A 26,145-nucleotide genomic window follows, 5' to 3' on the forward strand; every position below is an offset into this window, starting at 1 on the left:
CTCTCCCGCATACTTGTACGGGAGAGCTTCCTACGAGCTATAATGACTGAGATTTCTCTTTCTTCAGCATGTCACCAAGCTGGGACCACTTGAATTTTTCGCCGTAGATCATGACGCCTTTTACATAGATGCGTGAGGCGAGGTAGGCGATCAGCAAAATGGATGCTACGAGGACCGCCCCGCTTCCTGCGAGTTCCAGCCCTGATAGTTCGCCCATGACGTACTTTGAATAGGCGACGATTGGCGAGAAGAATGGGAAGTATGTAGCGAATGTGACCAGTCCGCCTGTTGGGTCCATCATCGTCTTGATTCCGATCATCAGGGCACCCATCACGAGCATCATGACCGGGCCCATGACACTACCCAAATCCTCTGTCCTTGAAATCAATGATCCCAGGGCCGCAAAGCATAAGGCATAGATCAAATAGCCGCAGGCAAAGAAGAAGATGAAGGCAGCAATCAGGCCTGCATCGATTTGCGACAGATCGAATGAAAAGCCGAATACGCTTAGCTGGTCGGTTTTAATCCAGCCAATCAGGTAGGCGATATATCCGGCGAGGAAGAAAATCGATACCTGGATCAGGCCGGCCGCCAGGTTTGAAAACACTTTGGCAAAAAGCATATAGATCGGCTTGATTTTCGTGATCATGACTTCCATGACGCGGGTCGACTTTTCACTCGTGATGCTCATCGCGATCGCCTGCCCGAACATCAGGATGAACGTATACATCAGGAAGATGAATACATACACGATCCCAAGGCTGCCGTTGTTTTCAGCAAGCATGTTTTTCTCTACCGGGATCGTCGCGAACAAGTCGCCAACGGCATCAGGGCTGATCGAATGCTCCGCTGCCACCTTTTGAAGGTATTGCGGCTGTAAAAGGGTGGAGAAGGCATAGATCACACTGGAATCAGGATAACGGTGATAAGAATAATCAATCACCGGGAGGGAATCCTTTTCCTCAATCACAATTAAGTGGTCAAGGTCCTGGTCCTTGATTTTTTCTTTTTGCGCATCGAGCTTGTCGGCTTTGACCTCTTCATATTGAAGGCCATCGACCATTTTTCCAAGCGCGGCTTCATTCACTTCATACGAGGACTGATTGATCACCGTTATTCTGACTTCCTCATCCTTGTCCGCGAAATGATTGTAGGCAAAGAAACCGAAAATGACGACAGACATGACGATGGACGTGATCCGGAAACTCTTTGAGCGGAGCTGCTCTTTAAAATGGAACAGAAATGCTGTGCCTAATGCGTTCATTTAGGATCCCACCTTATCGACGAAAATTTGGTGAAGGGTCGGCTGAAGGTAGGTAACCTCATTGACGCTGACACCCTCCTGCTTTAATTGGGACAAAATCGCAAGGTGGTCCTGGTCATTTTTCAACGAAACAATGACACGCTTCGCCTCCTGCTCAAAAGCATAATTGTTCGCTGAACAGAATTTTGCCAGCCGGCCGACGTCGCCAAACAAGGATAAATACATCATGCCATAGGAATCCTTCACGGTTGAAAGGTCGCCGGTGATGACAGCCTTTCCTTCCTTCATCAGCACCACCTGCTTACTGAACTTCTCAACCTGGTCCATCTGGTGGCTGGACATGATGATCACCTTGCCCTTCTCTTTCTCTTCCAAAATGACCTCAGTCAGCAGGTTCGTATTGACCGGATCCAGTCCGCTGAACGGCTCATCGAGGATGATCAGTTCCGGATTATGCAAAAGCGTCGCTACGAGCTGGACCTTCTGCTGGTTCCCCTTCGACAGGTCGCCCGCAAGCTTATTGCGGTATTGGCCGATATCAAATCTATCAATCCAGTAATCTATGCTTTTCTTGATATCATTCTTGCCCATGCCTTCAAGCTTCGCAAAGTATGTAAGCTGGTCGGAAACCTTCGTCTTCGGATAAAGCCCCCGCTCCTCCGGCAAATAGCCGTATGAAACATGGCTCAACCCGGGCTTGTGATTCCACTTCACCGTGCCCCCATCCGGAGCAACCAGGCCAAGCATCATCTTGATCGTCGTGGTCTTGCCGGCACCATTCCGACCCAGCAAACCAAACACCTCACCAGGCGAAACCGAGAAAGAAAGCGACTCAACCACAACCTTCCCACCATACCGCTTCGATAAATCAGTTATTTCAAGCACATCCATATCCTCCTTAAGACCTATAAACCAATATTAGAATATTTTCCCATCTAAAACAACTGGAACATGGGGACGGTTCTCCTGTTCCAGTTGCAATCACGGGGAAGGTTCTCCTGCTTCCTTTTTTGCAGGAGAACCTTCCCTCTGCTCAAACTAAAGTCTGAGAGTTTTTCATCCGTTTTTATGAGTTGAGATTTCTTGTTGGGATATATAATGAAACAAACAATACAAATGATGGGGTGTTAACAATGAAGAAAGAATGGTCTGAACAGCTTCCGGCTGTACAGTTCAGGATCGCGCGCCCAACGGATCAGCTCGAAAAAGTCGTGGAGTTTTACAGAGATGGAGTGGGCCTGAAGGTCGTTGGTTCGTTTGAAAAGCATGATGGCTATGACGGTGTCATGCTCGGCCTGCCTGAGGTCGGCTACCACCTCGAATTTACCCAGCATGAACATGGCAGCGCCTGCCCCGCGCCGACACAGGACAATCTGCTTGTTTTCTACATTCCCGACAAAGCTGCCCGCGATGCGATTGTGAACAGGCTGAATAATATGGGCTATCCCGAGGTCGAACCGGAGAACCCTTATTGGAAAAGAGCCGGCGTGACGATTGAAGATCCGGACGGCTGGCGGATTGTGCTGCAGAATACGAATGGGATTGGGTAGAGGCTGGTGGTATAGGCCAAATCAGGGATGGCGATTGGTTACCTATTTTGGAATCACAGCTGATTTTCGGTTACCAATGGGAGCTATTGGTTACCATTTTTGCGCCAGCCTCGAAATTTTGGTCACCATGCAAGCCTATTGGTTACCCTTTTTACGCCAGCCTCGAAAACTTTGGTCACCAATCAACCCTATTGGTTATGCCAGCCTCAAAATTTTGGTCACCAATCAAGTCTTTTTACCGCGCTTAGAAATTTTAGTCACCAACCATCCCGCCAATCCCCTTACTCCTCAGTTTCAGCGGCACCCCTCGAATCCAGCCGCTCCAAAATCCGCCGCTTCTGATACAGCATCGTCCCGGTCTCGGCAAGGTCGCTTACCATCGACCGGTTGGCGAAGGCGCCAAAGACGATTCCGGCCACCGGCACCATCTGCAGCAGCTTTTTCCAGCCGAAGGATTCTGTATAGGCAAGCGTGACCTCGCGCCAGCCCTGCAGCTGGGAGATGACTTCGCGGGAGCGGTTTTCGTTGTGATAATCGCCGAGCTCGTTCAAAATCGCCTGCTTGCCAACGACATCAGCGGACGAGAATTGCAGGCACTTAATAATGAACACCCGCTCCTTCTTATCCCTCGGGTCAAAGCCGTGAATGATTGCGATGTCCTGGAGCGTTTTTAACGAAAGGGCCAGCACTGCGGGGATGTCGATCGCCAGGGTAAAAATGCCGCCGATTCCGGTGCTCGCCCCCTGGATCGTCGCAGCCTTTTTGCGCTGTTCCCCTAACTCCAGGGAAACCTTCTTCATTTCCTCGACGGGAACTTCCTGCAGGTCAGCAAGCTGATAGACTTTCCGTCCCGTCTTTTTCTCGAAAAAATCGAACACAGATTTCTCGCTCGACAGATACTGCCCGCCCGTCTGGATGAAGCTCCCCAGCTCATCAAGCAGGATCCCGACCTTCTCCTGGATGAACTTTGGCGTGAACCGGTCCAGCATCTTAAAAGGCAGGCGGGTCAGCTTTTCCCAAAACCATAGCCCTTTTTGGTCCTTTTCCCATTTTTCAATCTGTGCCAGCTCGCTCAAAAGCTGTTCCTTTGATTCCATCTGCGTCATCCACCTGTCAAATTTGATACATGTTATAACGATTCAAACCGTGAAAAGGTTTCAATTTCAGATTGTTTTTATTCAGATACCTGGGCGCCTTGCCCATTCGCCTGCTCAGTCCCTGAATATAATTAAGTATTATGCCTGGGCAGGATCCATAAGGGAGGCAGAAAAAGTGGATAAAGAGGGGAACCTGACGAAAGAGGAATTGATTTTACAAATTGAGAAGCAGATTTCCGCGGCACTATGGGTTCAGGCCATGGCCCAGATTACGGAGGCAATTTTATTAACGAAGCTGTACACATTGAACGGGGAATCGGAAGGCGAAGCAAAAATTGTGACCGGCGTCTGGGTACAGGCGATCGGACAAACAATCGAAGCAGTGACTGTCACAAAAGAGATTTCGGTTAACGACCCGGCCTTTATCCGACAGCTCAGGAAGATTCTCGTTTCCTCAGACTTAATCCAATCCGCAGGAGCGGCAATCGAAGCTGTCGGCGGAGCACAGGTATTGGCAGAAGAAGAGGATTCGTTTATTCCTTAACACTCCCCGCCCGTACCTTTTCCCTCTCCACTTGCCCGAGGATCGATTTATTAATCCCATTCTTGACTGCGGTCTCAATCACAAAATACAGAATCGCAAACCCAATCAGCCATATTATAATAGCCGGTAACATCATCATTCTCGCCACCCACCTCGTTTTCTTTCATTATATCAATCCATACCTAATAAAAATGTGACAATCAGGCAAAGAAAAGGGCCTCCTCAATGGAGACCCGCAGATGCATGGATTAGGAAAGCTGGTTATTGGTATTCCTGACGAGAGATACCTTCTTAAGCGTCTTCGGCTGTTTTGCTTCCCTCTTCAGATACTCAATTTTAAAGCCGAGCATGGCAAAAATAATCGATAAAATCGGAACCGTGAAGTTCAGCACGGCATATGGGATATATTGAAACGGATGGACGGACAGCGTCGAGATGATAAACACGGCGCAGGTGTTCCATGGGACAAGCGGGGATGTGACCGTGCCTCCATCCTCGAGCGCCCGCGACAGATTTTTCGGATGCAGGTTTTTATCTTCATATGCCTTTGTGTACATCCTTCCCGGCAATAAGATCGATACATATTGCTCCGCTGCTGCGACATTCGTGAGAAATGAGGTCGCCACCGTTGAAGCGACAAGGCTTCGTCCGGATCGGGCCAGCTTCAGTATTTTTTCAACAATCGAAGCAAGCATGCCTGTCCGCTCCATGATGCCCGCAAACGCCATCGCAATCATCGCGAGCGATACCGTATACATCATTGAATCAATTCCGCCGCGGGTAAAAAGGTCGTCCACCGCCTTATTGCCTGTTTCCAGCACATAACCGCCCTGCAGTGTATTGATTGCATCGGCCACTGTTCCGCCCTGTACCGTGAATTGGGCTATCCAGCCTAAGAAGACACCGACCATCAATGCCGGAAGGGCCGGCACCTTGAATGCTACCAGTAAAATCACCGCAGCCGGTACGAGCAGCAGCCATGGAGAAACAACAAACTTGTCCTGAATGATGTTCATGATCTCGAGTATTTGCTGGTTATCGACATCGGCATTGCTGAAATCCCTGCCTAGGTACCAGTAGACCCCCAGGGCAATCGCCAATGCCGGGAACGTTGTGTAAACCATATGGCGGATATGTTCAAATAGATCGGCACCGGTAATGCCAGCCGCCAGGTTTGTTGTATCTGATAATGGCGACATTTTATCGCCAAAATAGGAGCCGGAAATGATGGCGCCTGCCACCATCGGAGCGGGGATGCCCATACTCATGCCGATTCCCATCCCTGCAACGCCAATCGTCCCCATCGTTGACCAGGAGCTGCCGATTGCCAAAGTTACAATGGCTGTGATAGCACAAATTGAAACGAGAAACATCGATGGACTCAGGATTTTTAACCCATAAAAAACCATGGTCGCGACTACTCCCCCGCCAATCCATGAACCAATGATCATTCCTACTGTAATAATGATTAAAATAGCAGGCAGAGCCATTTTGATTCCTTTATAAATTCCCTCTTCGATAAAATTCCACTTAAAGCCTGCAAACCAGGCAACGAGACCCGCCGCAATCGTCCCGATGATCAGCGGGATATGAGGGCCTCCCTCAAATTTAATGATTGTCAGCGCCATTGCCGCGACCATGACCAAAATAGGAATCATCGCCAGTCCAAATGGCACCTTTTTCTCACCGTTTCGTTCCATTGTCTTCCTCCTTGCTGACTTGGTTGTTATCTATATCTACCCAAATTCCGGCAAAGTAGGCTTGGTTAAAGTTTGGAAATTTCACATAATTTACGTGGGAATTTTTAACTAACAGTCAATTTCTGTCTTATTTCTGTCCATTAAAGGGAATAGTAAAGCAAAAAGAAAGCAGGAGGGCTTGCGATGACATTCAATAACGGAGCCGGAAACAGCGGCAGTGGTGTCGGCGGCGGAATCATTCCACCGTATATTTTTAACGCTGACAATAGTGATAACAAGGTAAAGCTCAACGAGGACAGCTATGATGTCTATGTGAATGACGACCTTGTCGGCCAAAAAAGCCTGAAGAACGAGGGCGAGCATCTGTCCGATATCGATGACTTCCTGAAGCATCAGGGAATCAGCGAGTTCGCCTCCAGCCTCGATGGCGACCATTATCGAATCCGAACTGAAGGCCATGTCAATGACATCAAGGATGCACTGGAGGTTTATTTTAATAACAGATAAGGTGCGCTCTAATTTTTGGAACGCACCTTTTTCGTTTATTTTTTCATAACAGGGATCCAGATCTCGCTCCTGAATTTTTGAGACGAGACGTCCTTGCTTTCGTTCCATAAAATCTCCGGTCCCTTCACCTGTTCATAGCTGGATGATGGAAACCATTCCGAATAGATGCGTCCCCATACACCCTGAAGCGTTTCCGGAAATGGGCCGACCGCTTCGAATACCGCCCAGGTGGAGGCTGGTACCTCGAGGCGTGCCAAATTGTCCGGGCACTCCTTTGTCGTGGCTGCGCCAATAAAGTGGTCTAGCTGCCCTTTTTCCTCCATCCGCCCTTCGAAAAAGTTCACTGAGGCACTAATCAACCCTGCAGGATCCACATTCGAAAGTGCTTTTAATTGCTGGATTTTCGCTTCATCCAGGCTTTGCCACATCTGCGCGATTTCCGGATTGACTCCGTTAAAAATAATCGGAACCCTCTTCATGATCCCAGCAATGCGGAATGCTTCTTTTTCCAGAATTCGATAGTTCATTTCATTTCCTCCCTTAATCGTCAGCTGGAAGGTCATTCGAGGATATGACTTGAGCAAATGCACAGTTTGCCTTGCCTCCGTCGGGGTGACGCCGTGCAAATTCTGGAACGCGCGGGTAAAAGAATCCGGCGAATGATAGCCGTATTTCATGGCGATATCAATCACCTTCATGTCACTCGTCCGCAAATCAAACGCCGCAAGCGTCAGCCGGCGCCTCCTGATGTATTCGGAAAGCGGAACACCGGCAAGAAATGAAAACATCCTTTTAAAATGATATTCCGAACAAAGCGCGATCCGGGCAGCCTCTTTGGAATCAATTTCTTCATTAAGATGAGCCTCGATATAGTCAAGCGCTGCATTGATATTTTTCAGTACATCCATTTCATGACCTCCCTTCTTCTAGAGATTAACAGGATTTGAAGAGCATCATCCGACTATCCGTGCCCGATCCTGCAGGCTAGCTGATATCTCTTCCGAAATACGCCTTCGCCAGCTGCCTGTATCGTTCAGCGTCGATTTCTTCTTTTACCATCTCGCCCTTCTGCCATTGTGTAAAACTGGTCTCCGTCAGCACCATGCTGCCCTCTTCAGTCACTCTTGTCAGCAATGGCTTCTTATTAAAAGGCGAACGAGGGTGCTCGGTAATGATTCGTTTTGATTCATTCAGCTCCTGGATAGCGGAAACAGGCTGCTCCACATCGTATGCATAGCCCTTCTGCCAATCATAGTGCTTGTTTTTCAGCTTCATTTCCAGATAATAGCTCCCAAACTCACTTTCCTCACGGATAATTCGAAAATCCCCATTATAGCTGCTGACTTCTGTACCATCCAGCGGCACCGGCTTGAGCGGCAGATTCCCGCCAAACCCCGTATCGACAATATACTTTTTATCATCGTGAGTCAGGATGATCGCCACATGCGTATTGCCCGTCGGACTGAAACCGTCAATCTCAGGCACATACACCGCGCCGCGGACAAGCTGGACGTCAAACCCATTCTCCTGTAAAAAAAGATAGAAAATCGGATTCAAATCATAGCAGAGTCCGCCTTCATTGTTCACCAGGATTTTTTCCATCAGATTTGTTTCCGTGATTTCCGTCTGATCCCCGGCAATCGCGCAAAGATTCTCAAATGGAATTGCTGAAGCCGTTTTTTCAAGCAGAGTCCCCAGGGTGTTAAAAGAAATGCTTTCATGCTGCGGAAATCCAATCCGCTTGCGGAATAAAGTGTTTAAATCGTTCATATATGTACCTCCCAGACCAATCTTCATAACTTTAGTATACCTCTAAAATCCTTAGGCAAAATAAAGAAAAAACTCGGCGGAGTGTTGGCCGGTTTGGACGATAAAAGAGGCATAGCTGAGCGCCAAAAACCCTCCCTGCTAAAAAGTCAGGAAGGGTTTTCGGGATGCCATATTTTGAGTAATGACTACCTCCAGCATACACATCCAACAATAATCAACAGAATGAATAGAACGACAATCAAGGCGAAGCCTCCGCCATAGCCATAGCCACCGCCGTAGCCGCAGCCATAACCACCATATCCGTAAAAGCCCATAACATTCACCTCCTCGTCGTTACAAACCTTAAGGCCTATACCTATACATATGCAAAATACCCATAGATGTCTGGACACCCGCCTACCGCGCAAAGAAAATCCTGGAACATGGGGACGGTTCTCCTGTTCCATTCTGGAACGCGAGAACCGTCCCCATGTTCCAAAACTTTTTTAGAAAACGCTTGCAATTTTTCGGAATCGGATTTAATATACTTGTATACAAGTATACTTGATTAATAAGAAGGTGTAATAAATGAGTGAGAAGAATGATTTTCTTTATCCTCAAAAATGGCTTTCGAAGGCTTCGACTGGCGACCGGGTTGCGAGCGAGCTGAGAATGCAGATTATTTCAGGTTTGATTGAAAGCGGTGCCATTCTTTCAGAAAACAAGCTGGCTGCTGAATTCAATGTCAGCCGCTCACCGATCCGTGAGGCGCTGAAGATTCTCTCCGCGGAAAATCTGATTCGTCTTGAGCGTATGGGTGCCGTCGTCATCGGGCTGACTGAAAAGGATATCGAAGAAATTTATGATGTCCGCCTATTAATTGAATCATTTGTTTTTGAACGACTGACAAAAATAGATACAACCGAACTCGTAATGGAGCTCAGCAAAATCCTTGAGATGATGAAAATTGCCATCAAATACAAGGATGCCGACGAGTTCAGCCTGCAGGACGTTTTATTCCATGAAACGATCATCCGGGCGATCAACCATTCCTATATTAAGATGATCTGGGACAACACGAAGCCTGTAATGGAAGCTTTCATCCTTTTATCGATGCGCGCGCGGATCGTCGAAAAGTACGAAGACTTCCAGCGCATCATCGATAATCACGAGCTTTATATTGAAGCCATCAAAACGAAGAATCGCGAACTTATGATTAAATCCTTACACCAAAATTTTGATGATGTTCAAGGTAAAGTAGATGACCTTTGGATATCGCAGCAAACGCTTTCCAGGGGAGTTGAGAAAAGTGACTAATTATATGCTGGGTGTCGACATCGGCACCACAAGCACAAAGGCTGTTCTTTTCAGCGAAAAAGGCGAAGTCATCGCCCAGGAGAATATCGGCTACCCGCTTTACACGCCTGATATCTCAACCGCTGAACAGGACCCTGAAGAAATTTTCATGGCCGTCCTGACAGCCATCACAAAAATCATGAAGCATCATTCAAGCAAAAAGCTCAGCTTCGTTTCTTTCAGCAGCGCGATGCACAGCGTCATTGCCATCGATGAAAACGATGAACCGCTGACTCCTTGCATCACCTGGGCCGACAACCGCAGTGAAGCATGGGCTCACAAAATCAAGGATGAGCTGAATGGACATGAAATCTACAAGCGTACTGGAACGCCAATCCATCCGATGTCGCCTTTAAGCAAAATCGCCTGGATTGTGAACGACCGTCCTGAAATCGCCACTAAGGTGAAAAAATATATTGGCATCAAGGAATTCATTTTTAAAAAGCTTTTTGATGAATATGTCGTCGATCACTCGCTCGCCTCTGCGATGGGAATGATGAATCTGAAAAAACTGGCTTGGGATGAGGAAGCATTAAGCATTGCCGGAATCACACCAAATCAGCTGTCCAGGCTCGTTCCGACAACGGAAGTCTTCACGAACTGCAATCATGAGATCGCCAAACAGATTGGCATTGACCCGCAAACTCCTTTTGTCATCGGCGCAAGTGATGGAGTCCTTTCCAATCTCGGCGTCAACGCGATCGGCAAAGGTGAAATTGCCGTCACGATCGGGACAAGCGGTGCGATCCGAACGATCATCGACGAACCGCAGACCGATGAAAAAGGCCGGATTTTCTGCTACGCCTTGACGGAAAAGCACTGGGTCATCGGCGGCCCTGTCAATAATGGCGGCATGATCTTCCGCTGGATCCGTGATGAATTTGCCGCTTCCGAGGTCGAAACGGCGAAAAGGCTCGGCATCGATCCTTACAATGTGCTGACAAAAATCGCTGAGCGTGTCCGCCCTGGAGCGGATGGATTGCTATTCCACCCTTACCTCGCCGGTGAACGCGCGCCATTATGGAATCCGGATGTCAGAGGATCATTCTTCGGATTGACGATGTCCCATAAAAAAGAGCATATGATCCGCGCCGCGCTTGAAGGGGTTATTTTTAACCTGTACACGGTCTATCTGGCTTTGACAGAAGCGATGAAAGAGCCGGTTACACGAATCCAGGCAACAGGCGGTTTCGCAAGATCTGAAGTATGGCGCCAGATGATGTCCGATATTTTCGATGCGGACGTGGTCGTGCCGGAGAGCTATGAAAGCTCATGCCTCGGCGCTTGCATCCTTGGCCTTTACGCCACTGGAAAAATCGACTCATTCGAAGTCGCATCCGAGATGATCGGCAGCACGCATATGCACACACCAGATGAAGACGCAGCCAAAGAATACCGACAGCTCGTGCCCATCTTCATCAGCCTGTCGAGAGCATTGGAACAAGATTATACACGAATCGCAAACTATCAAAGAGGCTTGATAAAATAAGTCCTTTGAACGGGGGAAACCTTTTTCCCCGGCCATGAATGACAGCGCTTTATTTTTCACAAAAGGAACTGCCCCGCTACAAGCGGGAACAAATAAAAACACATCTTAGGGGGAAAACAAAATGCCATTGGTTATTGTCGCAATTGGTATCTTAGCCTTACTTTTACTCATCATGGGCTTAAAGCTGAACACATTCATTTCATTGATCATCGTTTCCTTCGGTGTCGCTCTGGCACTTGGAATGCCTTTGGATGCCATCGTTAAAACAATCGAAGCCGGCCTCGGCGGAACGCTTGGCCACCTGGCGCTGATCTTTGGTCTTGGCGCAATGCTTGGTAAATTGATCGCAGATTCCGGCGGTGCCCAGCGTATCGCGATGACTTTGGTCAACAAATTCGGTGAAAAGAACATCCAATGGGCAGTCGTAGCTGCTTCATTCATTATCGGTGTCGCTCTATTCTTTGAAGTTGGTCTAGTTCTATTAATCCCAATCGTATTCGCTATTTCAAAAGAATTGAAGATTTCTATTTTATACCTTGGTATTCCAATGACTGCCGCTTTATCTGTAACACACGGCTTCCTGCCTCCTCACCCAGGCCCAACAGTTATTGCTGGTGAGTATGGTGCAAACATTGGTGAAGTATTGCTTTATGGTTTCATCATCGCAATTCCAACTGTATTCCTTGCAGGACCAGTTTTCACGAAAATCGCTAAGAGACTTGTACCAGAATCATTCAATAAAACAGGAAACATCGCTTCTCTAGGCGAGCAAAAATCTTTCAAGCTTGAAGAAACACCTGGTTTCGGCATCAGCGTATTCACAGCACTTTTACCTGTAATCTTAATGTCAATCGCAACAATCATCACTTTGCTTCAAAAAACACTAGGTTTTGAAGATAATAGCTTGCTATTGGGAATCCGCTTCATCGGTGAAGCTGGAACAGCGATGCTGATCTCATTGCTTGTAGCTGTCTACACAATGGGTATTGCTCGTAAAATCCCGATCAAAACTGTTATGGACTCTTGTACAACAGCTATTTCGCACATCGGCATGATGCTTCTGATCATCGGCGGCGGCGGTGCCTTCAAGCAAGTCTTGATCGACGGCGGCGTAGGTGACTATGTAGCAGAGCTATTCAAAGGAACATCAATGTCACCAATCCTGCTTGCATGGATTATCGCAGCGATCCTTCGTATCTCTCTAGGATCTGCGACAGTAGCAGCACTAACAACCGCAGGTCTAGTTATCCCAATGCTTGGCCAGACTGACGTCAACCTTGCACTTGTCGTACTTGCAACAGGCGCAGGAAGCTTGATCGCTTCCCACGTAAACGACGCAGGCTTCTGGATGTTCAAAGAATACTTCGGCCTCAGCATGAAAGAAACATTCGCAACATGGACACTGCTCGAAACGATCATCTCTGTTGCCGGATTAGGATTCATCCTGCTGCTTAGCTTGTTTGTATAATTGGAAAAGGTCAGCCCCATTTGCGGGGCTGACCTTTTTTGGAACATGGGGACGGTTCTTGTGTTCCATTCTGGAACATGAGAACCGTCCCTGTGTTTCACCTGTGTTTCACCAGCATCTTTACTTCATACATGGAATTATCCGCCTTTATGAACAGCTCTTCCATTTTTCCCAGAGAGGTGGTGGAGAACGCGTACCCTGTTGACATCTGCATTTGGAATGCGGTTTTGCTGCTGATGTTGAAATAGATGATTTGTTTTTGCAGATCACTCAGCAGCGTTTCTATTTCAGCAGGCGTGGTATTCACAAGCATCACCGCGAATTCGTCACCGCCAAGCCTTGCCACAAACACCTCCTCATTTGAAAAACAATTCAGGAGTTTAGCAGTTTCGACGATCAGGCTGTCCCCTGCTTTATGGCCAAATTGGTCATTGACCGCCTTCAGCCCGTCAACATCACAAATAATGATCCCAATCGGTACATTTTCATCATGATTGTATTTCGCCATTTGATTCTCGAAATATTCTCGATTATAAACATCGGTAAGGGAGTCATGCGTAATTTTATACTCAAGCTGCCGCTGAAGCTCGACCTTTTCATTGATATTTCGAATGATCCCCTGCATCGCAATGATTTCACCATTTTCATAAAGCGGAGTTGCGTATTCCTCAAACCATATGTATTCCCCATCATCGTTTCTCCATCTCTGGATGATCGGTTTGCTGTAATCAACCTCACCAGATACTTTCGACATCAAAGTGTGAAGGTCAGCCGGATGGATTCTTTCATAAGCAGTATAGGCATTTCCCATACTTTCCTTCACCAAACCGGGACCCAGGACCTTTTCTATAGCAGGACTTAAATAGCGGTATTTAATATCCGGCTTTATTTCACAGTAATAAATAATATCCTTGGAGTTCTCTACCAGATTCAATATGGTGGTCAAATACCGATAGCGCAGTCTCAGCACATCCCAGATTCTTTTTATGAAAAAAAGCATGACTAAACCTGATATTAGCAAAATCACATTCACAAAGAAGACCCTTTCTTGTTTAGAACTATTAATAATATCGGCACCAAATTCCAATATTTTACTAAAAAAAGAAACATGGGGACGGTTCTTCTGTTCCATTCTGGAACATGAGAACCGTCCCCATGTTTCTAACCATTATATTTCACTCTTTACCGGCTTGGCCGATGCTGCTGATTTTTTCATCAAAGGCAGGAGCACCAGGATTCCGACCATCAGCATCACGGCGGATGCTTCATACATATAAACAATGGATGTGTGGGCTTTGATCCAGCCGGATGCTGACATCGTGACGACCATCGCGCCCATGAACAGCGGATTCAAGATCCCATTGACCCTTCCAATAAAAGATTCTTCGGTATTCTGCAGGATCATCGTGTTGATCCCAATGTGGATACATGGCATGAACAGGCCGGAGAAGAACTGCATCGTCAATGTCAGCCATAATGCGGTTGACAGCCCCATGCCGACAAAGCCGAACGCGCTTGCCGTCAAACCGATGGCCAGCAGCATTTGCGGTGACACCTTTCTCGAGATCGCAACAGTGATTCCGCCGCCAAGGATCATCCCGATTCCGAATGCCGCCATCAGCCATTGCAAGTCTTCCTTAGGAAGGCCAAGCCTTTCGGTGATTAAAAATACCCCAAGCGGCTGCGTCAAACCAATCGCAAGCCCTGCCGCCAGGAACGATCCGCCCAGCAGCGTTAAATGCCTGCTGTTCAACACATAGCGAAAACCGTCCTTCATTTCCTCACCCAGCGAGGTTTCCCGCTTCTCTTCCTCCACTTCCCTGTCTGCAGGAAGCATCAGCAAAACAGCTGCCGAGCATAGGAACGCCACACCCATGACCGCAACTGCGGCCATGATGCCGAACTGCTCGTAAACGAAGGTTCCAAGCACCGGTCCGAGGATCATGAACAGCGCAAACACCGTCTGGTACATCGACATCCCCATCTGGATCAGCTCAGCCGGCACATGCAGCTTGAACAGCTTCATGCCCGCAGGCTGTGAAAACTGCGACAAAATCGACGATACCAATGTCGCAAAGAAAATCACCTTCCAGCTGCCGAAAAACAATGTCAGCAGCACGATAAACACCGATACCGCACTCAATATATCACACCAGATCATTGTGCGCTTCGGCCGCCATCTGTCCGCAAACGTCCCGCCAATAAAAGAAAACAGAAAGATCGGAGCGAACTCAGCCACCGAAATCATCGAAACCGCAACCGGGTTCTCATTCGTTTTTTCAATTACATATAAAAGGATCGAGTAGTTGCGCACCCAAATTCCGATTTGCAAAAATAACACCGAAAGCAGGATCACCCGGATCACCCGGTTCTGAAACAAAGCACCCATGCCCACTTTTTGTTCATTCGTCATTTCCGACATAAAAAAAGCCCCCTATTCCATTTCTGGACAGGGAGCTGCTTAAATTTCGATTACAAAAGAACAGCACAGCCCAATCCAAGGCCGTACCATACATTCTCGTTTGTGATCAAAAGGCAAGCTAATCCCCATCCAGAAAAGTTACTCGTATTTACGATTCATTTTCTAAAAAACAGGATTAGTAGATCATCGCCTCAAGTCACCCTTTCGTCATAAGTATACTCATACTACACGAAACAAAAATGGAAAGCAATAACATATAGGGTATTTTTAGAACATGGGTGGAACATAGGGACGGTTCTTGTGTTCCATTCTGGAACACGAGAACCGTCCCCATGTTCCAGCGGTTTTACACGAACCAGCGGATGTAGACGCCAACTGCGGTGAAGGCTAATAAGATTACGACAATATAGATCATGGAAAGGTTTGTGGTGTTTTTCTTTGTGGCTCCGTCATACCCTTCATCGCTTTTGCCGGTCAGCATGACGGTAAAGAGCAATGCAGCGACGACGATCAGCCCCACTAATATCAATCCAACAGTCATTCAAGGCACCTCATTTTCTATTACATTACCATTATTATAATCGAATTCATGCAAGAAAGCAGGGGGACGGTTCTGCTGATTGAAAATTTCAGCCGAACCGTCCCCCTGCAATTTTTATATATTCGCGACGCGTTCTTTCCTCGCCCTTACAATGAAAATCGCCCCGCTGATGACAAGCATCGTAACGAGCGCAATCGGCACTAAGCCTTTTGGCAAATGGAAGCTTGTGATGTGCTTGATTAAGTAGTCAATACCAACCGCAACGAGAACCCCGGCGAGCGGAATCTGCAGTCCGATGTTTGTCATGTAGTTCGGCACAGAGCTTGAAATGACAGCGACAAGCAACAATACAGCAATCCCGATCACATACATGCTTACCACCGTTATAATGATGAATTGCAAAAACGTAAGATCATACCACGAAACAAAATGGCTAATAATCGAACTTACTTTTACATCAAAGAACTGTGCCGTATCATTGCCTCGATACAGCGTGAAAAAGATTGCCAGCTGTGCAGTAATCACTGTCATGACGGCAATAAAGGCAGCGATGAATTTTTTATAAAATAAGGACCTGCCTGTCTTCGTCGTATATTGCAGCAGTGTCATCCTGTTGCGGCGGTCTGCCATATACAGCGGCGTGACGACGATCATGACGCTGATGATGATCAAAATCGTCATGTTGCCCGACAGATTTTCATAATTCTCAAGGATTTCATGCGGAAAAATCGCATAGGCAGCGCGGCTTGACAGCAGTTCATCGACCCGAAGCTTCTGGCCGTTTCCGAGATCTCTTCCATAGGAACCATAATGTTCAGGATGTTCAAACCAATCAATCATCCAATCCCTTGCCTGCAGCTCCCAGAAGACATCAACACCATCTTCAAACATGACCTGCGAATGGAGCTGGGACTGTTTTTCATTCTGCTCCAATTTGGCACCCTTAAATTCTTCATATGTACCAAGGCCGGCAGCCTCTATTTCTGGATTTGATTGTAAGTAGGCGTCAGCATCTGCCACTCTTTCATCGTACGTTTTTTTAAAATCCTCAAGCTCTTCCTCATCAAGTGTATCGCCGTATTTCACGAGCATCTGTTCAGCGACTTTGAACGTATCGCCGGCCGGCCTTCCATTCGGGAAAAATTCAAAATCAAACACGATGAACAGCTGATAGAAAACGGCACTGACAATCAATAGTGAAAGCGCTATTTTCCATGTCAGGATTTTCTTCAGTTCGTTCCAGATGATCCTCATCGTCCCACTCCCTCCTATAAATTCCGTTGATAAAATCTTCTCATACTGAACCATGCGGCTAAAATGAAAACCAACAGCCACAGGCTGACCGTGATGACTTCATAGTATTTAAATGTGGTATAAGCGCCGCTTTCCATCCACCACTTTTTCACGCCCAGCACGAGCGAGGATGGGTTGAACACTGTATAGAGCGAAAGGTTCGAATCCATTGGCATTTTTCCTGGTAAAAGCAGCCCCAGTCCGAGCGCCACCGCAAAAATGATAAACACAAAATAGCTGTTCCGCACCCAGATCGACAGCACAAAAGTAATCAGCGTGAACAGCAGCTGTAAAACCAAAACCAGCCCGAGACTTAAAAACAGGTACTCAATGAATGTCAGCTTCCACCAGCTGATGAATGGGTTGCCGTCCGGTTCAATCATAAAACCAGTACTGATCGGCACATGCCAGAGCCGGGAGTAATCCACCGCAAGGAAATATGCGCCCAGCGTTCCTCCAACCAACACCCCAGTCAAAATCAACGAAGCAAGCAGCGCTGATGATAATTTATCCCACATCAGCCTCCTTCCCCTTCTGGTCGAGAACGCGACAAGGTCCGAGCCCTGGTCCTGTTCAAAGTGCGCAAGGAACGCCGTGAACAGCACAACGAGAATCATCGCCTCAAAAATCATCAAGCCAAACAGTGTCTTGAATACAAGCGAATGGGTCCTGAAAATCGTTCCCGGATGAAAAAGATGCAGATGCTCCTGTCCCTTTATAATTTCCTCCAGTCGTGACTCCAGGGATTTATATTGTTCGCGGATCGTTACCGCCGCTTTCCCGCTGAAGCCGTACAGCTTGATTTGAGTTTCCGCATTTTTCAAAAGGCTCAGGGTTTTATAATCGGCCTCTAGTCCCTCTGCCGTCGAAAACAGACTCTTTTGCACACTCAGCTCCACCATTTTTTCCATTTCCTTTTCCGGAAAAGCCTCTGGATTCGCTGCCGTCTGTTTGAAAAACTCTGATACATCCTTAAATTCCGTACCATTCCGCTCATTCCAGCTGGCCAATCCGCTTTCATAGGAGGCCTTCAGCTTTCCGCGGGTATCTTCGTCCATCAACGTGCCATACTCATCAATGACCTTATTCAGCAGCTGGACGTCCTCTTTAGGAGGTGTACTGCTATAAATGATGAAGATATTAAATCCGATAAAAAACAGCAGTAGCCCGACCACAATTGGCGAGGTCAGAACCTTTTTCAGCTCAAGTCGCAGAATCATAGGCTAAACCTGCGCCGCTTCATCTTGATAGGTATGGAGGAAAACGTCCTCGAGGTTCGGCCGGACTGCCCGCCACTCAGCCCGGGCAGGCTCTTCGGTCAGGAAGCGAATATACATTCTCCCGCCCTCCTGTTTTTCAGACAGGGAAAAATACTTCTTCCTGAACACAGCCGCATCCTCGTACTCAACCTCAGTTTCAAAGACGAGCCCATCAAGTTTTTTACAAATATTCGAGACAGTGTCCTGATAGAGCACCTGCTGGTCCTTGATCATGATGATTTCATTGGCGATCGACTCGACATCGGAAACGATATGCGTCGAGAGAATGACAATCCGGTCGCGCGCCAAATCTGTCAGCAGATTGCGGAAGCGGACGCGCTCCTTAGGGTCCAGGCCGGCCGTCGGTTCGTCGAGAATCAGGATTTTCGGGTCATTCAGCATCGCCTGGGCAATGCCGACGCGCTGGATCATCCCGCCAGAGAACTTCTTCATCTTTTTGTGAGCCACATCCTCAAGAGCCACCGTTTTCAGCAGCTCCTCCACCCTGCTTTTTGCCGTCTCACGCTCAATCCCTTTCAGAGCAGCAAGGTAAAGCAGGTAAGCTGTCGGACTATAATTCTTGTAATAGCCGAATTCCTGCGGCAGGAAGCCGAGAATTTCGCGGTACCCTTCGTCCAGCTTGATGATGTCCTTTCCGTTGTATAAAATCGATCCGCTTGTTGGAAAAAGCAAGGTAGTGAGCATCTTGATCAGCGTCGTTTTCCCGGCTCCATTCGGCGCGAGCAATCCATAGACGCCATTGCGGAATTCCAGATTGATATCTTTTAACGCATTGAACTTGCCAAAGTTCTTCGTCACATTTTGAACAAGCAGCATTACATGACCTCCTCGACATTACGCAATGTAATGAAAAATTTTAACCGGCGAACGTAAAGCACCAGGCAGCCGGCAGACACAGCGATATACACATACACCGGGATCTGGCTCAGCACCGCGTCGTACAATTCACTGTTAAAGTAAGCAAGCGCGACATTCGCCAGCACCCAGCCTGCCACCGCCGCATAACCTGAAACCCTCGATTTCACCTTCTGGATGATGTATAAAAACGCGGTTGAAAAAATACCTAGAGAACTAATTGAAATCAGCAAAGCTTCGACTATGCTGAAACTCTGGTAAAACAGGAACAAAATCAGGATTGAGGCGATGTTCAGCAGGATCGCCAGGATACTGAACACAAGCATCCGGAACGCCGCGAGCTGAAAAACATGGTATTTGCACGTCATCTCGACGGCAAAGGTGTCCCGGCTGCGCAGGTTCACGAGGAACAGCACCGCCACCAGCATGTAGAGGATCGGCGACATGATGAAAAGATAGGAATAAAGTTTGTCAGCTTCGACAGCACCTTCCATTACTTGAAAAAGTCCGAACACCATCGCAGCCGATGCCATCAGCATCGTAAAAATAATCTCGGTCGCGTCCCGGAACAGATAGCGGAAGCCAAGCTGCCTGTACATTTCCAGTAAATATTCGTGGAACTTCTTTGGTTTTACGAGACCGCTAGAAACGATGAATTGAATCTCACTTTTCATCGTCTGCTCATCAGGGTAGTCGACTTTCCATTTTTCATCCTTCAACTCGCTCCGCCTCCATTTCTTCCTTTAATTTTTTCATGACGGCATAATACCTCGTCTTCACCGATGACTCAGGCCTTTCCAGCAATCTCGCAATCTCCTGGAAGGTGTGATCGGCAAACAGCTTCAGGCGCATCACCTGCTGGGAGAAGGAATCCAGCCCATTGATGAACGCACCCGCCTTCTCGATCACTTCCCGATACTCGAGCTCCAGGGTAAAATCATGATCCTGCGGCACATCCACGTCCTCCATCGAGTCAACAATCCGCTCATACCGGTAGCTGCGCGAACGGAAATAATCGACCACATGATTCGTCGCAATTTTATACAACCACGTCTTGAAAGAAGCCCTGTCAGAGTCAAAGCCCTGGATCGACCGCAGCATCCCTATGAAAATTTCCTGTGTCAGGTCCAGAGACAGCTCCTTGTTGAACGTCTGCTTGTACACAAACGCATAAATCTGCTGATAGTAGAGCGAAACCAGCTCATTCGCCGCCCGCTCATCCCCCTTTCTCTGAACCCTCCGAATCCACGCCTTCTCCATAACCAACCTCATCCCAGTAAAAATCCCTTCAGCCATATATTCGTAATAACAAGAAAAATAGTTTTAAAGTTTTTGAAAAAAATTTTGGTGGAACATGGGGACGGTTCTTCTGTTCCATTCTGGAACACGAGAACCGTCCCCATGTTCCTGCCATGTTCCTGCCTTCCATTATAAAACAAATAAGGGACGGGTCCCCTGATTGTTTTTCAATCAGGAGAACCGTCCCCGTGCTTCAGAGCTCTATTATTCTTCGAATTTGATGACGATGCGGCCGTTGATTTTGCCTTGTTCGAGGTCATCGAATACTGTGTTGATTTCGTCCAAGGTTGCCGTTTCTACAATTGTTTTTACCTTGCCGTCTGCGGCAAAGTCCAATGCTTCCTGGAGGTCTTTTCTTGTGCCGACGATGGAGCCGACGATGCTGACGCCATTCAGGACTGTATCAAAAATCGGCACTTCCATCACTTCTGGCGGCAATCCGACAGCGACGCACTTACCGCCGCGTTTTACTGCCCGGTATGCTTCACCAAATGCCCGCTTGGATACGGCTGTACAAATCGATGCCTGGACACCGCCAACCTCGCTCTGGATGAACTCAGCAGAATCCTGCTCTTTAGGGTTCACCGTCAGGTCCGCCCCTAAATCCTTCGCCAGCTGCAATTTTTCGTCAAAAGTATCGACCGCAACGACTTTAAAGCCCATTGCCTTCGCATACTGGACTGCCACGTGGCCGAGTCCGCCGATGCCATAGATCGCAACCCAGTCACCCGGCTTAGCCTCGCCGACCTTCAGCGCTTTGTACGTTGTCACACCTGCGCAGAAGATTGGTGCGGCTTCGACATAATCAAGTGAATCCGGAACCTTTACGACATAGCGTGCATCCGCCAGGCAGTACTCTGCGTAGCCGCCATTCACGGAATATCCGGCATTTTGCTGCTGATGACATAATGTTTCGCGGCCTGTCAAACAATATTCACACTGGCCGCAGGCTGAATATAGCCATGGAACACCAACACGATCCCCAACTTTCAGGTGAGTGATGCCTTCGCCTACCTCGACGATTTCTCCAACGCCTTCATGGCCCGGGATGAGCGGCAGTGTCGGCTTGACCGGCCAGTCTCCGTGTGCGGCATGCAAATCTGTATGGCAAACGCCACAAGCTTTTATTTTAACAAGGATATCATTCTTTCCAACCTTCGGGATTTCTACATTCTCGATGGAAAGCTCCTGCTTGAATTCTTTTACAACTGCTGCTTTCATAACATTTTCAGTACCGCAATTTTGACACATGTGTTCCACCTCTATCTATGAAATGTGACTACGAGTACATTTTGCCGGATAAGGGTTATTTGGACAATGCTGCCCGGGAATGGTTCGAATATCTGACATGACTTTTCAACAGCTTATTGAACGGAGAATTATTCCGCTTGAAAAACTCTTCTCTTTGTGATTTTCGTCACACCTTAACCCGAAAAAAACTCCTGACTGAAAAATCAATCAGGAGAACCGTCCCTTTGCGAATTCGTCGGCTGGCACTGGCTTGCTGAAGTAGTAGCCTTGTGCCTCGTGGCATTTATGCTGTTTGAGCAGCTTGAGCTGTTCCTGTGTTTCGACTCCTTCGGCGATTACAGATAAGCCTAGGTTGTGCGCCATCAGGATGATGGTCGTGGCAATATTTTCATCACTCTTGTTCTTGGCGATATCCTGGATGAAGGAGCGGTCGATTTTTAAATAGTCGATTGGGAATCTCTTCAGATAGTTCAGCGAGCTGTAACCGGTGCCGAAATCATCAATCGAAATATTCACTCCGAGTTTTTTCAGCTCGTGTAAAACAAAGCTTGCCGCCTCAACATCCATTGTCATGCTTTCGGTCACTTCAATCGTCAGGCATTCAGGGTCGACACCTGTTTCCTGCAGCGCTTCCCTGACCATCTGGATGAGATTCGGCTGGTAAAACTGGCGGATGCTCAGGTTCACGGAAATCGACAAAGGATCCATGCCCTGTTCACGCCAGCTTTTCAGCTGCAGCAGGGCGGTCTTGAGAACCCACTCCCCAATTGGCACGATCAAGCCCGTCTCTTCGGCAATCGGGATGAATTGATTTGGCGGTATATTCCCGCACTTTTCATTGTTCCAGCGAAGCAGTGCCTCCGCCCCAATGACCTTATCCGCGCATAGATTGACGATTGGCTGATAATGCAGCTCGAACTCATTCCGCTCCAAAGCTTTCCTCAGCTCATTCTCAATTTGTAATTTTTCGAGGGCTTTTCTATCCAGCATTAAATCATAGGTCTGATAATTATTTCTTCCCTGCTTCTTCGCCTGGTACATCGCGACATCCGCTTTGCTCAGCAGGACTCCGACATCCTCCCCGTCATCCGGATAAAAGCTCATACCGACACTTGTGGTCATGTAGATCTCGGTGCCATCGATCACAAACAGCTCAGACATCGTATGTAAAATCCTTTCGGCCACCGCTTTCGCATTTTCCTTCGTCGTATGCTCGAGGAGAATCGCGAATTCGTCTCCTCCCTGCCTCGAAATCAGCGCTTCATCCCCAACGCATTTCTTAAGCTTCTCAGAAACATATTTTAATAACCTATCACCCATTGTATGGCCAAGCGAGTCGTTGACGATTTTGAACCGGTCAAGATCAAGGAACATCAAGCATAGCTTTTCACCTTGGTCTGCCTTTGTATCTCCCACGGCAGCCAGCACTCTCAAATCGAAAAGCCGGCGGTTTGGAAGGCCTGTCAGCGAATCATGGTAAGCCATGAAATTGATTTTTTCCTTGGCTCGATAATGCTGGATCGCCAGGCTGGTCAAATCTGTCGCTTTCTCAATGATCTCCCTGTCCTTTTCTCGTGGAGAGGTTGACTGACAATAATAGATCCCAAATGTCCCGATCACTCTTTTATCATCGTCAAACACCGGCGAGGACCAGCAGGCCTTCAAGCCATATGCTAACGCCAGATCACGGTAATCCTTCCAGAGCGGATCAGTCCCTATGTCGGTCACCACTACAGAACGCTTACGGAAAGCTGCCGCCCCGCAGGAGCCAATGTCCGGCCCAATCGGGATGCCATGAACTGCATCATTATAGGCCTGAGGCAGGTTGGGGGACGATCCATGCAACAGCCTTTTGCCTTCCTGGTCAGCAAGCATAATCGAACATTTTGCTCCATGCGTGAATTTCTCGATAAAGTGGATGATATGATCAAGGGTCGACTGAAAGGAATCGCCCCTTGCGATCATCTCAAGAATCCGGTTCTGTCCGCTTAAAAGAGCCTCAAGCTCCCTCGTCTTCGTGATATCCTGCGCGCAGCCAACCACTCCATGTATCTCATTGTTCACATTGATCGGAAGGGCAGTAAGCTGTAAATAGAGATGCTCTCCCTGTTTGCTGACAATCTTCGTCACGAAGCGTTCCCGTTCTCCCAGAGTCACACGCTTAAAATGCTCGACCGTATCCTCCAGGTAGTCCTCGTGAATGATCGATACGAAGTTCATTTGCAAAGCTTCCGCAACCGAATAACCCGTAATCGCAACTGCCTCATCATTGAACAAAGTAAAATTCCCATTCAAATCCAGCACATAACAGCCATCATGATTGTAATCAAACAGCGATCTATAAACATTAATAAAAGAATCATTATTTAAATCAGGCCTCATACCGCATCACCACCCCCACAAACAATCACACTTCACCGCACTAACGCACTGGGGGTCAGACCCCCGGTGCGTTAATGCGGTGAAGTTCAACAACATTAATAGATTAATATTTCCAATATCTATATATATCGGGTCATTAGTCCTGTTTCTACACTGGAATATGTTTACATATTGAGCTGCTGTTCATTTCTAAGCATAGGCGAAGGGGGAGCGGTGGCGGAACATGGGGACGGTTCTCGTGTTCCAGTTTTTCGCCGGGGAGCATGTGGGAGCATAGGGACGGTTCTCCTGCTTAAGTTTCCTGCCAATCTGCCAATCTTACTTTTTTGTGAATTTGCGTTTAGGCAGTTAGCTTGCCGGGTATATAAATATGTTATTAAATTTAGTTATCGAATTGAAAGTTAAGTTAGAAAGGAAATACATATGGGAATCCTGATTGTGGACGACAATGAAGCGAATTTATTCGTAATTGAGAAACTATTAAACAGGGCTGGCTATACAGACCTCCTTTCTTTTACCTCAGCACATGACTTGTTTGGCTACCTTGAATCGGACAACCCTTACATCGTCGCAGAGCAGGTCGATGTGATCCTGATGGACATCATGATGCCCGAGATTGACGGAATTGACGCTTGCAGGCGTCTTCAGCAAATCCCTCATATCAAAGACATTCCTATCATTTTTGTAACAGCACTCGAAGATTCCGCCAAGGTCGTGGAGGCACTCGATGCAGGCGGGATGGACTATTTAATGAAGCCGATCAATAAGACCGAGCTGCTGGCCCGGATCCGCGTTGCCTTAAGGCTAAAATATGAGAAAGACTGGCATAAGAAGCAGGAAGAGAAAATCGTCAATGAGCTTGAACTTTCAATGCAGGTGCAGACCAGCCTCCTTAGCGAGCCAGTCTATAAGGACAATCTCCTGATCAAGGCTTCCTATAAACCCGCCTTCAAGCTGGCCGGGGATCTGTATTACTGGCATAAAATCGACGAAGACCGGTACGCTGCCATCCAGCTGGACATGATGGGTCACGGGATATCATCGTCGCTTGTCTGCATGTTCATCTCCTCTGTCCTCCGTGATGCGATCAGGTCAAATCCAGATCCTGAGTATGTCATCGGCGAATTGAACAAATGGATGAACTCTTTGAATTTACATAATCAAAAAATACCTTATTATTTCACCGCTATATATTTAACGCTTGATACCTCTCAGCGAAAAATCGAATACATCAACGCCGGCCATCCGAGTGGGCATGCATTGATTGATGGCGGGGAAATTATTGAGCTGAAAAGCAATACATGTGCCGTCGGCTTTTTCCCAGAAATAAAGGCTGCGAAAAACACCATTCATTACAACGATTCGCTTCAGGTGCTGATTTGTACCGACGGTGTCCATGAAGCAATCGATAAATACGAAGAAGCAGGTACTGAATTCTTAAAAAGCATCTCACATACCTTAATCGCTGAAGCAAGAGATTCAGAGCCTCTCGATTTGATCCTGACTCCTGAGCAGAAGGACGAGGGGACGGATGATATGTGCATTGTGTTGATTCAGGTTACGTAGACTAGGGGAAGCTTTCAATCTCGTTTTGGATGCTTTTTTAATGGTTCGGGCCCATTGGAGTCCCTTTGGACAGCTTTTGTTCCTGGGGGGCTTTTACTGTCCGAATGATGTTTGCTTTCGGACAGTTTTTGTTTCTGGGGGGGGGTTTCCTTGTCTGAATGGCGCCTGCTTTTGGACAGTTTTTGTCATGCAGACCCTTTTCCTGTCCTTTTGACACCCTCTCACGGACAACTTCCCCAGTGTAAGCACTCTTCCTGTCCTTTTGAAGCCCCCTAAAAGACAGCTTCCCTAGCGTAAGCACTCTTCCTGTCCTTTTGAAGCCCCCTAAAAGACAGCTTCACCAGCGTAAGCACTTTCCCTGTCCTTTTGAAGCCCCATAAAAGACAGCTTCCCCAGCAAAAGCACTCTTCCTGTCCTTTTGGAGCCCCCCCTCAAGGACAGCTTCAGCCGTGCTCCCTCTTTCCTGCCCAAATAACCACCAGGATGCCAATTGTCATCATCAATTCCATCATTGAAACTAGACCCAAGTTCC

General features: G+C 47.6%; 25 protein-coding genes. 7 read left to right on the forward strand and 18 right to left on the reverse strand.

The genetic code is table 11. From position 1 onward, the window contains the following. Positions 1-37 precede the first annotated feature (37 nt). The gene (locus AC3EBE_RS03965) at positions 38-1,264 is read right to left on the reverse strand and encodes an ABC transporter permease (RefSeq protein WP_488593708.1); all 1,227 of its coding nucleotides are present in this window, start codon (positions 1,262-1,264) and stop codon (positions 38-40) included. Further along, positions 1,265-2,149 (reverse strand): ABC transporter ATP-binding protein, encoded by an 885-nt coding sequence (locus AC3EBE_RS03970; protein WP_488593709.1) that lies wholly within the window; start codon positions 2,147-2,149, stop codon positions 1,265-1,267. Between the two features lie 248 nt (positions 2,150-2,397). Between AC3EBE_RS03970 and AC3EBE_RS03975 the strand changes: the two genes are divergently transcribed. Beyond that, positions 2,398-2,814 carry a VOC family protein gene (locus tag AC3EBE_RS03975; RefSeq protein ID WP_488593710.1) on the forward strand — a complete coding sequence of 139 codons (417 nt, stop codon included), beginning with the start codon at positions 2,398-2,400 and terminating at the stop codon, positions 2,812-2,814. A 281-nt stretch (positions 2,815-3,095) separates the two neighbouring features. Here the strand turns inward: AC3EBE_RS03975 and AC3EBE_RS03980 are convergent, their stop codons facing one another. Beyond that, positions 3,096-3,911, reverse strand: a complete 816-nt coding sequence (locus AC3EBE_RS03980; protein ID WP_488593711.1) for an EcsC family protein — start codon at positions 3,909-3,911, stop codon at positions 3,096-3,098. 175 nt (positions 3,912-4,086) lie between these two features. Between AC3EBE_RS03980 and AC3EBE_RS03985 the strand changes: the two genes are divergently transcribed. After that, positions 4,087-4,455 carry a hypothetical protein gene (locus tag AC3EBE_RS03985; protein WP_488593712.1) on the forward strand — a complete coding sequence of 123 codons (369 nt, stop codon included), beginning with the start codon at positions 4,087-4,089 and terminating at the stop codon, positions 4,453-4,455. On the opposite strand, the gene AC3EBE_RS03990 is transcribed toward AC3EBE_RS03985, so the two are convergent. Both AC3EBE_RS03990 and nhaC read right to left on the reverse strand, forming a co-directional pair. Next, complete coding sequence (locus AC3EBE_RS03990; RefSeq protein WP_488593713.1) at positions 4,445-4,594, reverse strand: hypothetical protein; 150 nt, start codon at positions 4,592-4,594, stop codon at positions 4,445-4,447. The genes AC3EBE_RS03985 and AC3EBE_RS03990 overlap by 11 nt on opposite strands. 109 nt (positions 4,595-4,703) lie before the next feature. Continuing rightward, positions 4,704-6,155 carry a Na+/H+ antiporter NhaC gene (gene nhaC, locus AC3EBE_RS03995; protein ID WP_488593714.1) on the reverse strand — a complete coding sequence of 484 codons (1,452 nt, stop codon included), beginning with the start codon at positions 6,153-6,155 and terminating at the stop codon, positions 4,704-4,706. Positions 6,156-6,338: 183 nt separating this feature from the next. Here nhaC and AC3EBE_RS04000 point away from each other — a divergent pair, with 183 nt between their 5' ends. After that, on the forward strand, positions 6,339-6,662 hold the full coding sequence (locus AC3EBE_RS04000) for a hypothetical protein (RefSeq protein ID WP_488593715.1): 324 nt from the start codon (positions 6,339-6,341) through the stop codon (positions 6,660-6,662). Positions 6,663-6,697: 35 nt separating this feature from the next. Here the strand turns inward: AC3EBE_RS04000 and AC3EBE_RS04005 are convergent, their stop codons facing one another. From AC3EBE_RS04005 to AC3EBE_RS04015, 3 genes are all read right to left on the reverse strand, one after another. Next, entirely contained in the window at positions 6,698-7,570 is an 873-nt protein-coding gene (locus AC3EBE_RS04005; protein ID WP_488593716.1) for an AraC family transcriptional regulator, read from the reverse strand. 76 nt (positions 7,571-7,646) lie between these two features. Next, the gene (locus AC3EBE_RS04010) at positions 7,647-8,432 is read right to left on the reverse strand and encodes an arylamine N-acetyltransferase family protein (protein WP_488593717.1); all 786 of its coding nucleotides are present in this window, start codon (positions 8,430-8,432) and stop codon (positions 7,647-7,649) included. Positions 8,433-8,617: 185 nt separating this feature from the next. Further along, positions 8,618-8,746 carry a YjcZ family sporulation protein gene (locus AC3EBE_RS04015; RefSeq protein WP_488593718.1) on the reverse strand — a complete coding sequence of 43 codons (129 nt, stop codon included), beginning with the start codon at positions 8,744-8,746 and terminating at the stop codon, positions 8,618-8,620. 253 nt (positions 8,747-8,999) lie between these two features. Between AC3EBE_RS04015 and AC3EBE_RS04020 the strand changes: the two genes are divergently transcribed. The 3 genes from AC3EBE_RS04020 (at position 9,000) to AC3EBE_RS04030 (ending at position 12,724) form a co-directional block, all read left to right on the forward strand. After that, complete coding sequence (locus tag AC3EBE_RS04020; RefSeq protein ID WP_488593719.1) at positions 9,000-9,728, forward strand: GntR family transcriptional regulator; 729 nt, start codon at positions 9,000-9,002, stop codon at positions 9,726-9,728. Next, complete coding sequence (gene gntK, locus AC3EBE_RS04025) at positions 9,721-11,256, forward strand: gluconokinase (RefSeq protein WP_488593720.1); 1,536 nt, start codon at positions 9,721-9,723, stop codon at positions 11,254-11,256. The genes AC3EBE_RS04020 and gntK overlap by 8 nt, the downstream gene beginning before the upstream one ends. 121 nt (positions 11,257-11,377) lie before the next feature. Further along, entirely contained in the window at positions 11,378-12,724 is a 1,347-nt protein-coding gene (locus AC3EBE_RS04030) for a GntP family permease (protein ID WP_488593721.1), read from the forward strand. A gap of 97 nt (positions 12,725-12,821) precedes the next feature. On the opposite strand, the gene AC3EBE_RS04035 is transcribed toward AC3EBE_RS04030, so the two are convergent. From AC3EBE_RS04035 to AC3EBE_RS04080, 10 genes are all read right to left on the reverse strand, one after another. After that, positions 12,822-13,724 (reverse strand): sensor domain-containing diguanylate cyclase, encoded by a 903-nt coding sequence (locus tag AC3EBE_RS04035; RefSeq protein WP_488593722.1) that lies wholly within the window; start codon positions 13,722-13,724, stop codon positions 12,822-12,824. Positions 13,725-13,892: 168 nt separating this feature from the next. Further along, the gene (locus AC3EBE_RS04040) at positions 13,893-15,146 is read right to left on the reverse strand and encodes an MFS transporter (RefSeq protein ID WP_488593723.1); all 1,254 of its coding nucleotides are present in this window, start codon (positions 15,144-15,146) and stop codon (positions 13,893-13,895) included. Between the two features lie 346 nt (positions 15,147-15,492). Then, positions 15,493-15,687, reverse strand: a complete 195-nt coding sequence (locus tag AC3EBE_RS04045; RefSeq protein ID WP_488593724.1) for a hypothetical protein — start codon at positions 15,685-15,687, stop codon at positions 15,493-15,495. 114 nt (positions 15,688-15,801) lie between these two features. After that, the gene (locus AC3EBE_RS04050; RefSeq protein ID WP_488593725.1) at positions 15,802-16,941 is read right to left on the reverse strand and encodes a hypothetical protein; all 1,140 of its coding nucleotides are present in this window, start codon (positions 16,939-16,941) and stop codon (positions 15,802-15,804) included. 14 nt (positions 16,942-16,955) lie between these two features. Then, positions 16,956-18,200 (reverse strand): hypothetical protein, encoded by a 1,245-nt coding sequence (locus AC3EBE_RS04055; RefSeq protein ID WP_488593726.1) that lies wholly within the window; start codon positions 18,198-18,200, stop codon positions 16,956-16,958. Positions 18,201-18,203: 3 nt separating this feature from the next. Continuing rightward, positions 18,204-19,076 carry an ABC transporter ATP-binding protein gene (locus AC3EBE_RS04060; protein WP_488593727.1) on the reverse strand — a complete coding sequence of 291 codons (873 nt, stop codon included), beginning with the start codon at positions 19,074-19,076 and terminating at the stop codon, positions 18,204-18,206. Beyond that, positions 19,076-19,789 (reverse strand): hypothetical protein, encoded by a 714-nt coding sequence (locus tag AC3EBE_RS04065; RefSeq protein ID WP_488593728.1) that lies wholly within the window; start codon positions 19,787-19,789, stop codon positions 19,076-19,078. Before AC3EBE_RS04065 ends, AC3EBE_RS04060 begins: the two co-directional genes overlap by 1 nt. 34 nt (positions 19,790-19,823) lie before the next feature. Next, complete coding sequence (locus AC3EBE_RS04070) at positions 19,824-20,375, reverse strand: RNA polymerase sigma factor (protein WP_488593729.1); 552 nt, start codon at positions 20,373-20,375, stop codon at positions 19,824-19,826. A 243-nt stretch (positions 20,376-20,618) separates the two neighbouring features. Continuing rightward, positions 20,619-21,635: an alcohol dehydrogenase AdhP gene (gene adhP / locus AC3EBE_RS04075; protein ID WP_488593914.1), complete on the reverse strand. Its 1,017-nt coding sequence runs from the start codon at positions 21,633-21,635 to the stop codon at positions 20,619-20,621. A 237-nt stretch (positions 21,636-21,872) separates the two neighbouring features. After that, entirely contained in the window at positions 21,873-24,047 is a 2,175-nt protein-coding gene (locus tag AC3EBE_RS04080; RefSeq protein WP_488593730.1) for an EAL domain-containing protein, read from the reverse strand. Positions 24,048-24,470: 423 nt separating this feature from the next. Between AC3EBE_RS04080 and AC3EBE_RS04085 the strand changes: the two genes are divergently transcribed. Further along, positions 24,471-25,613, forward strand: coding sequence for a PP2C family protein-serine/threonine phosphatase (locus AC3EBE_RS04085; RefSeq protein WP_488593731.1), 1,143 nt, complete (start codon positions 24,471-24,473; stop codon positions 25,611-25,613). Positions 25,614-26,145: the final 532 nt, after the last annotated feature.

The sequence above is a fragment of the Mesobacillus sp. genome (assembly GCF_057785455.1).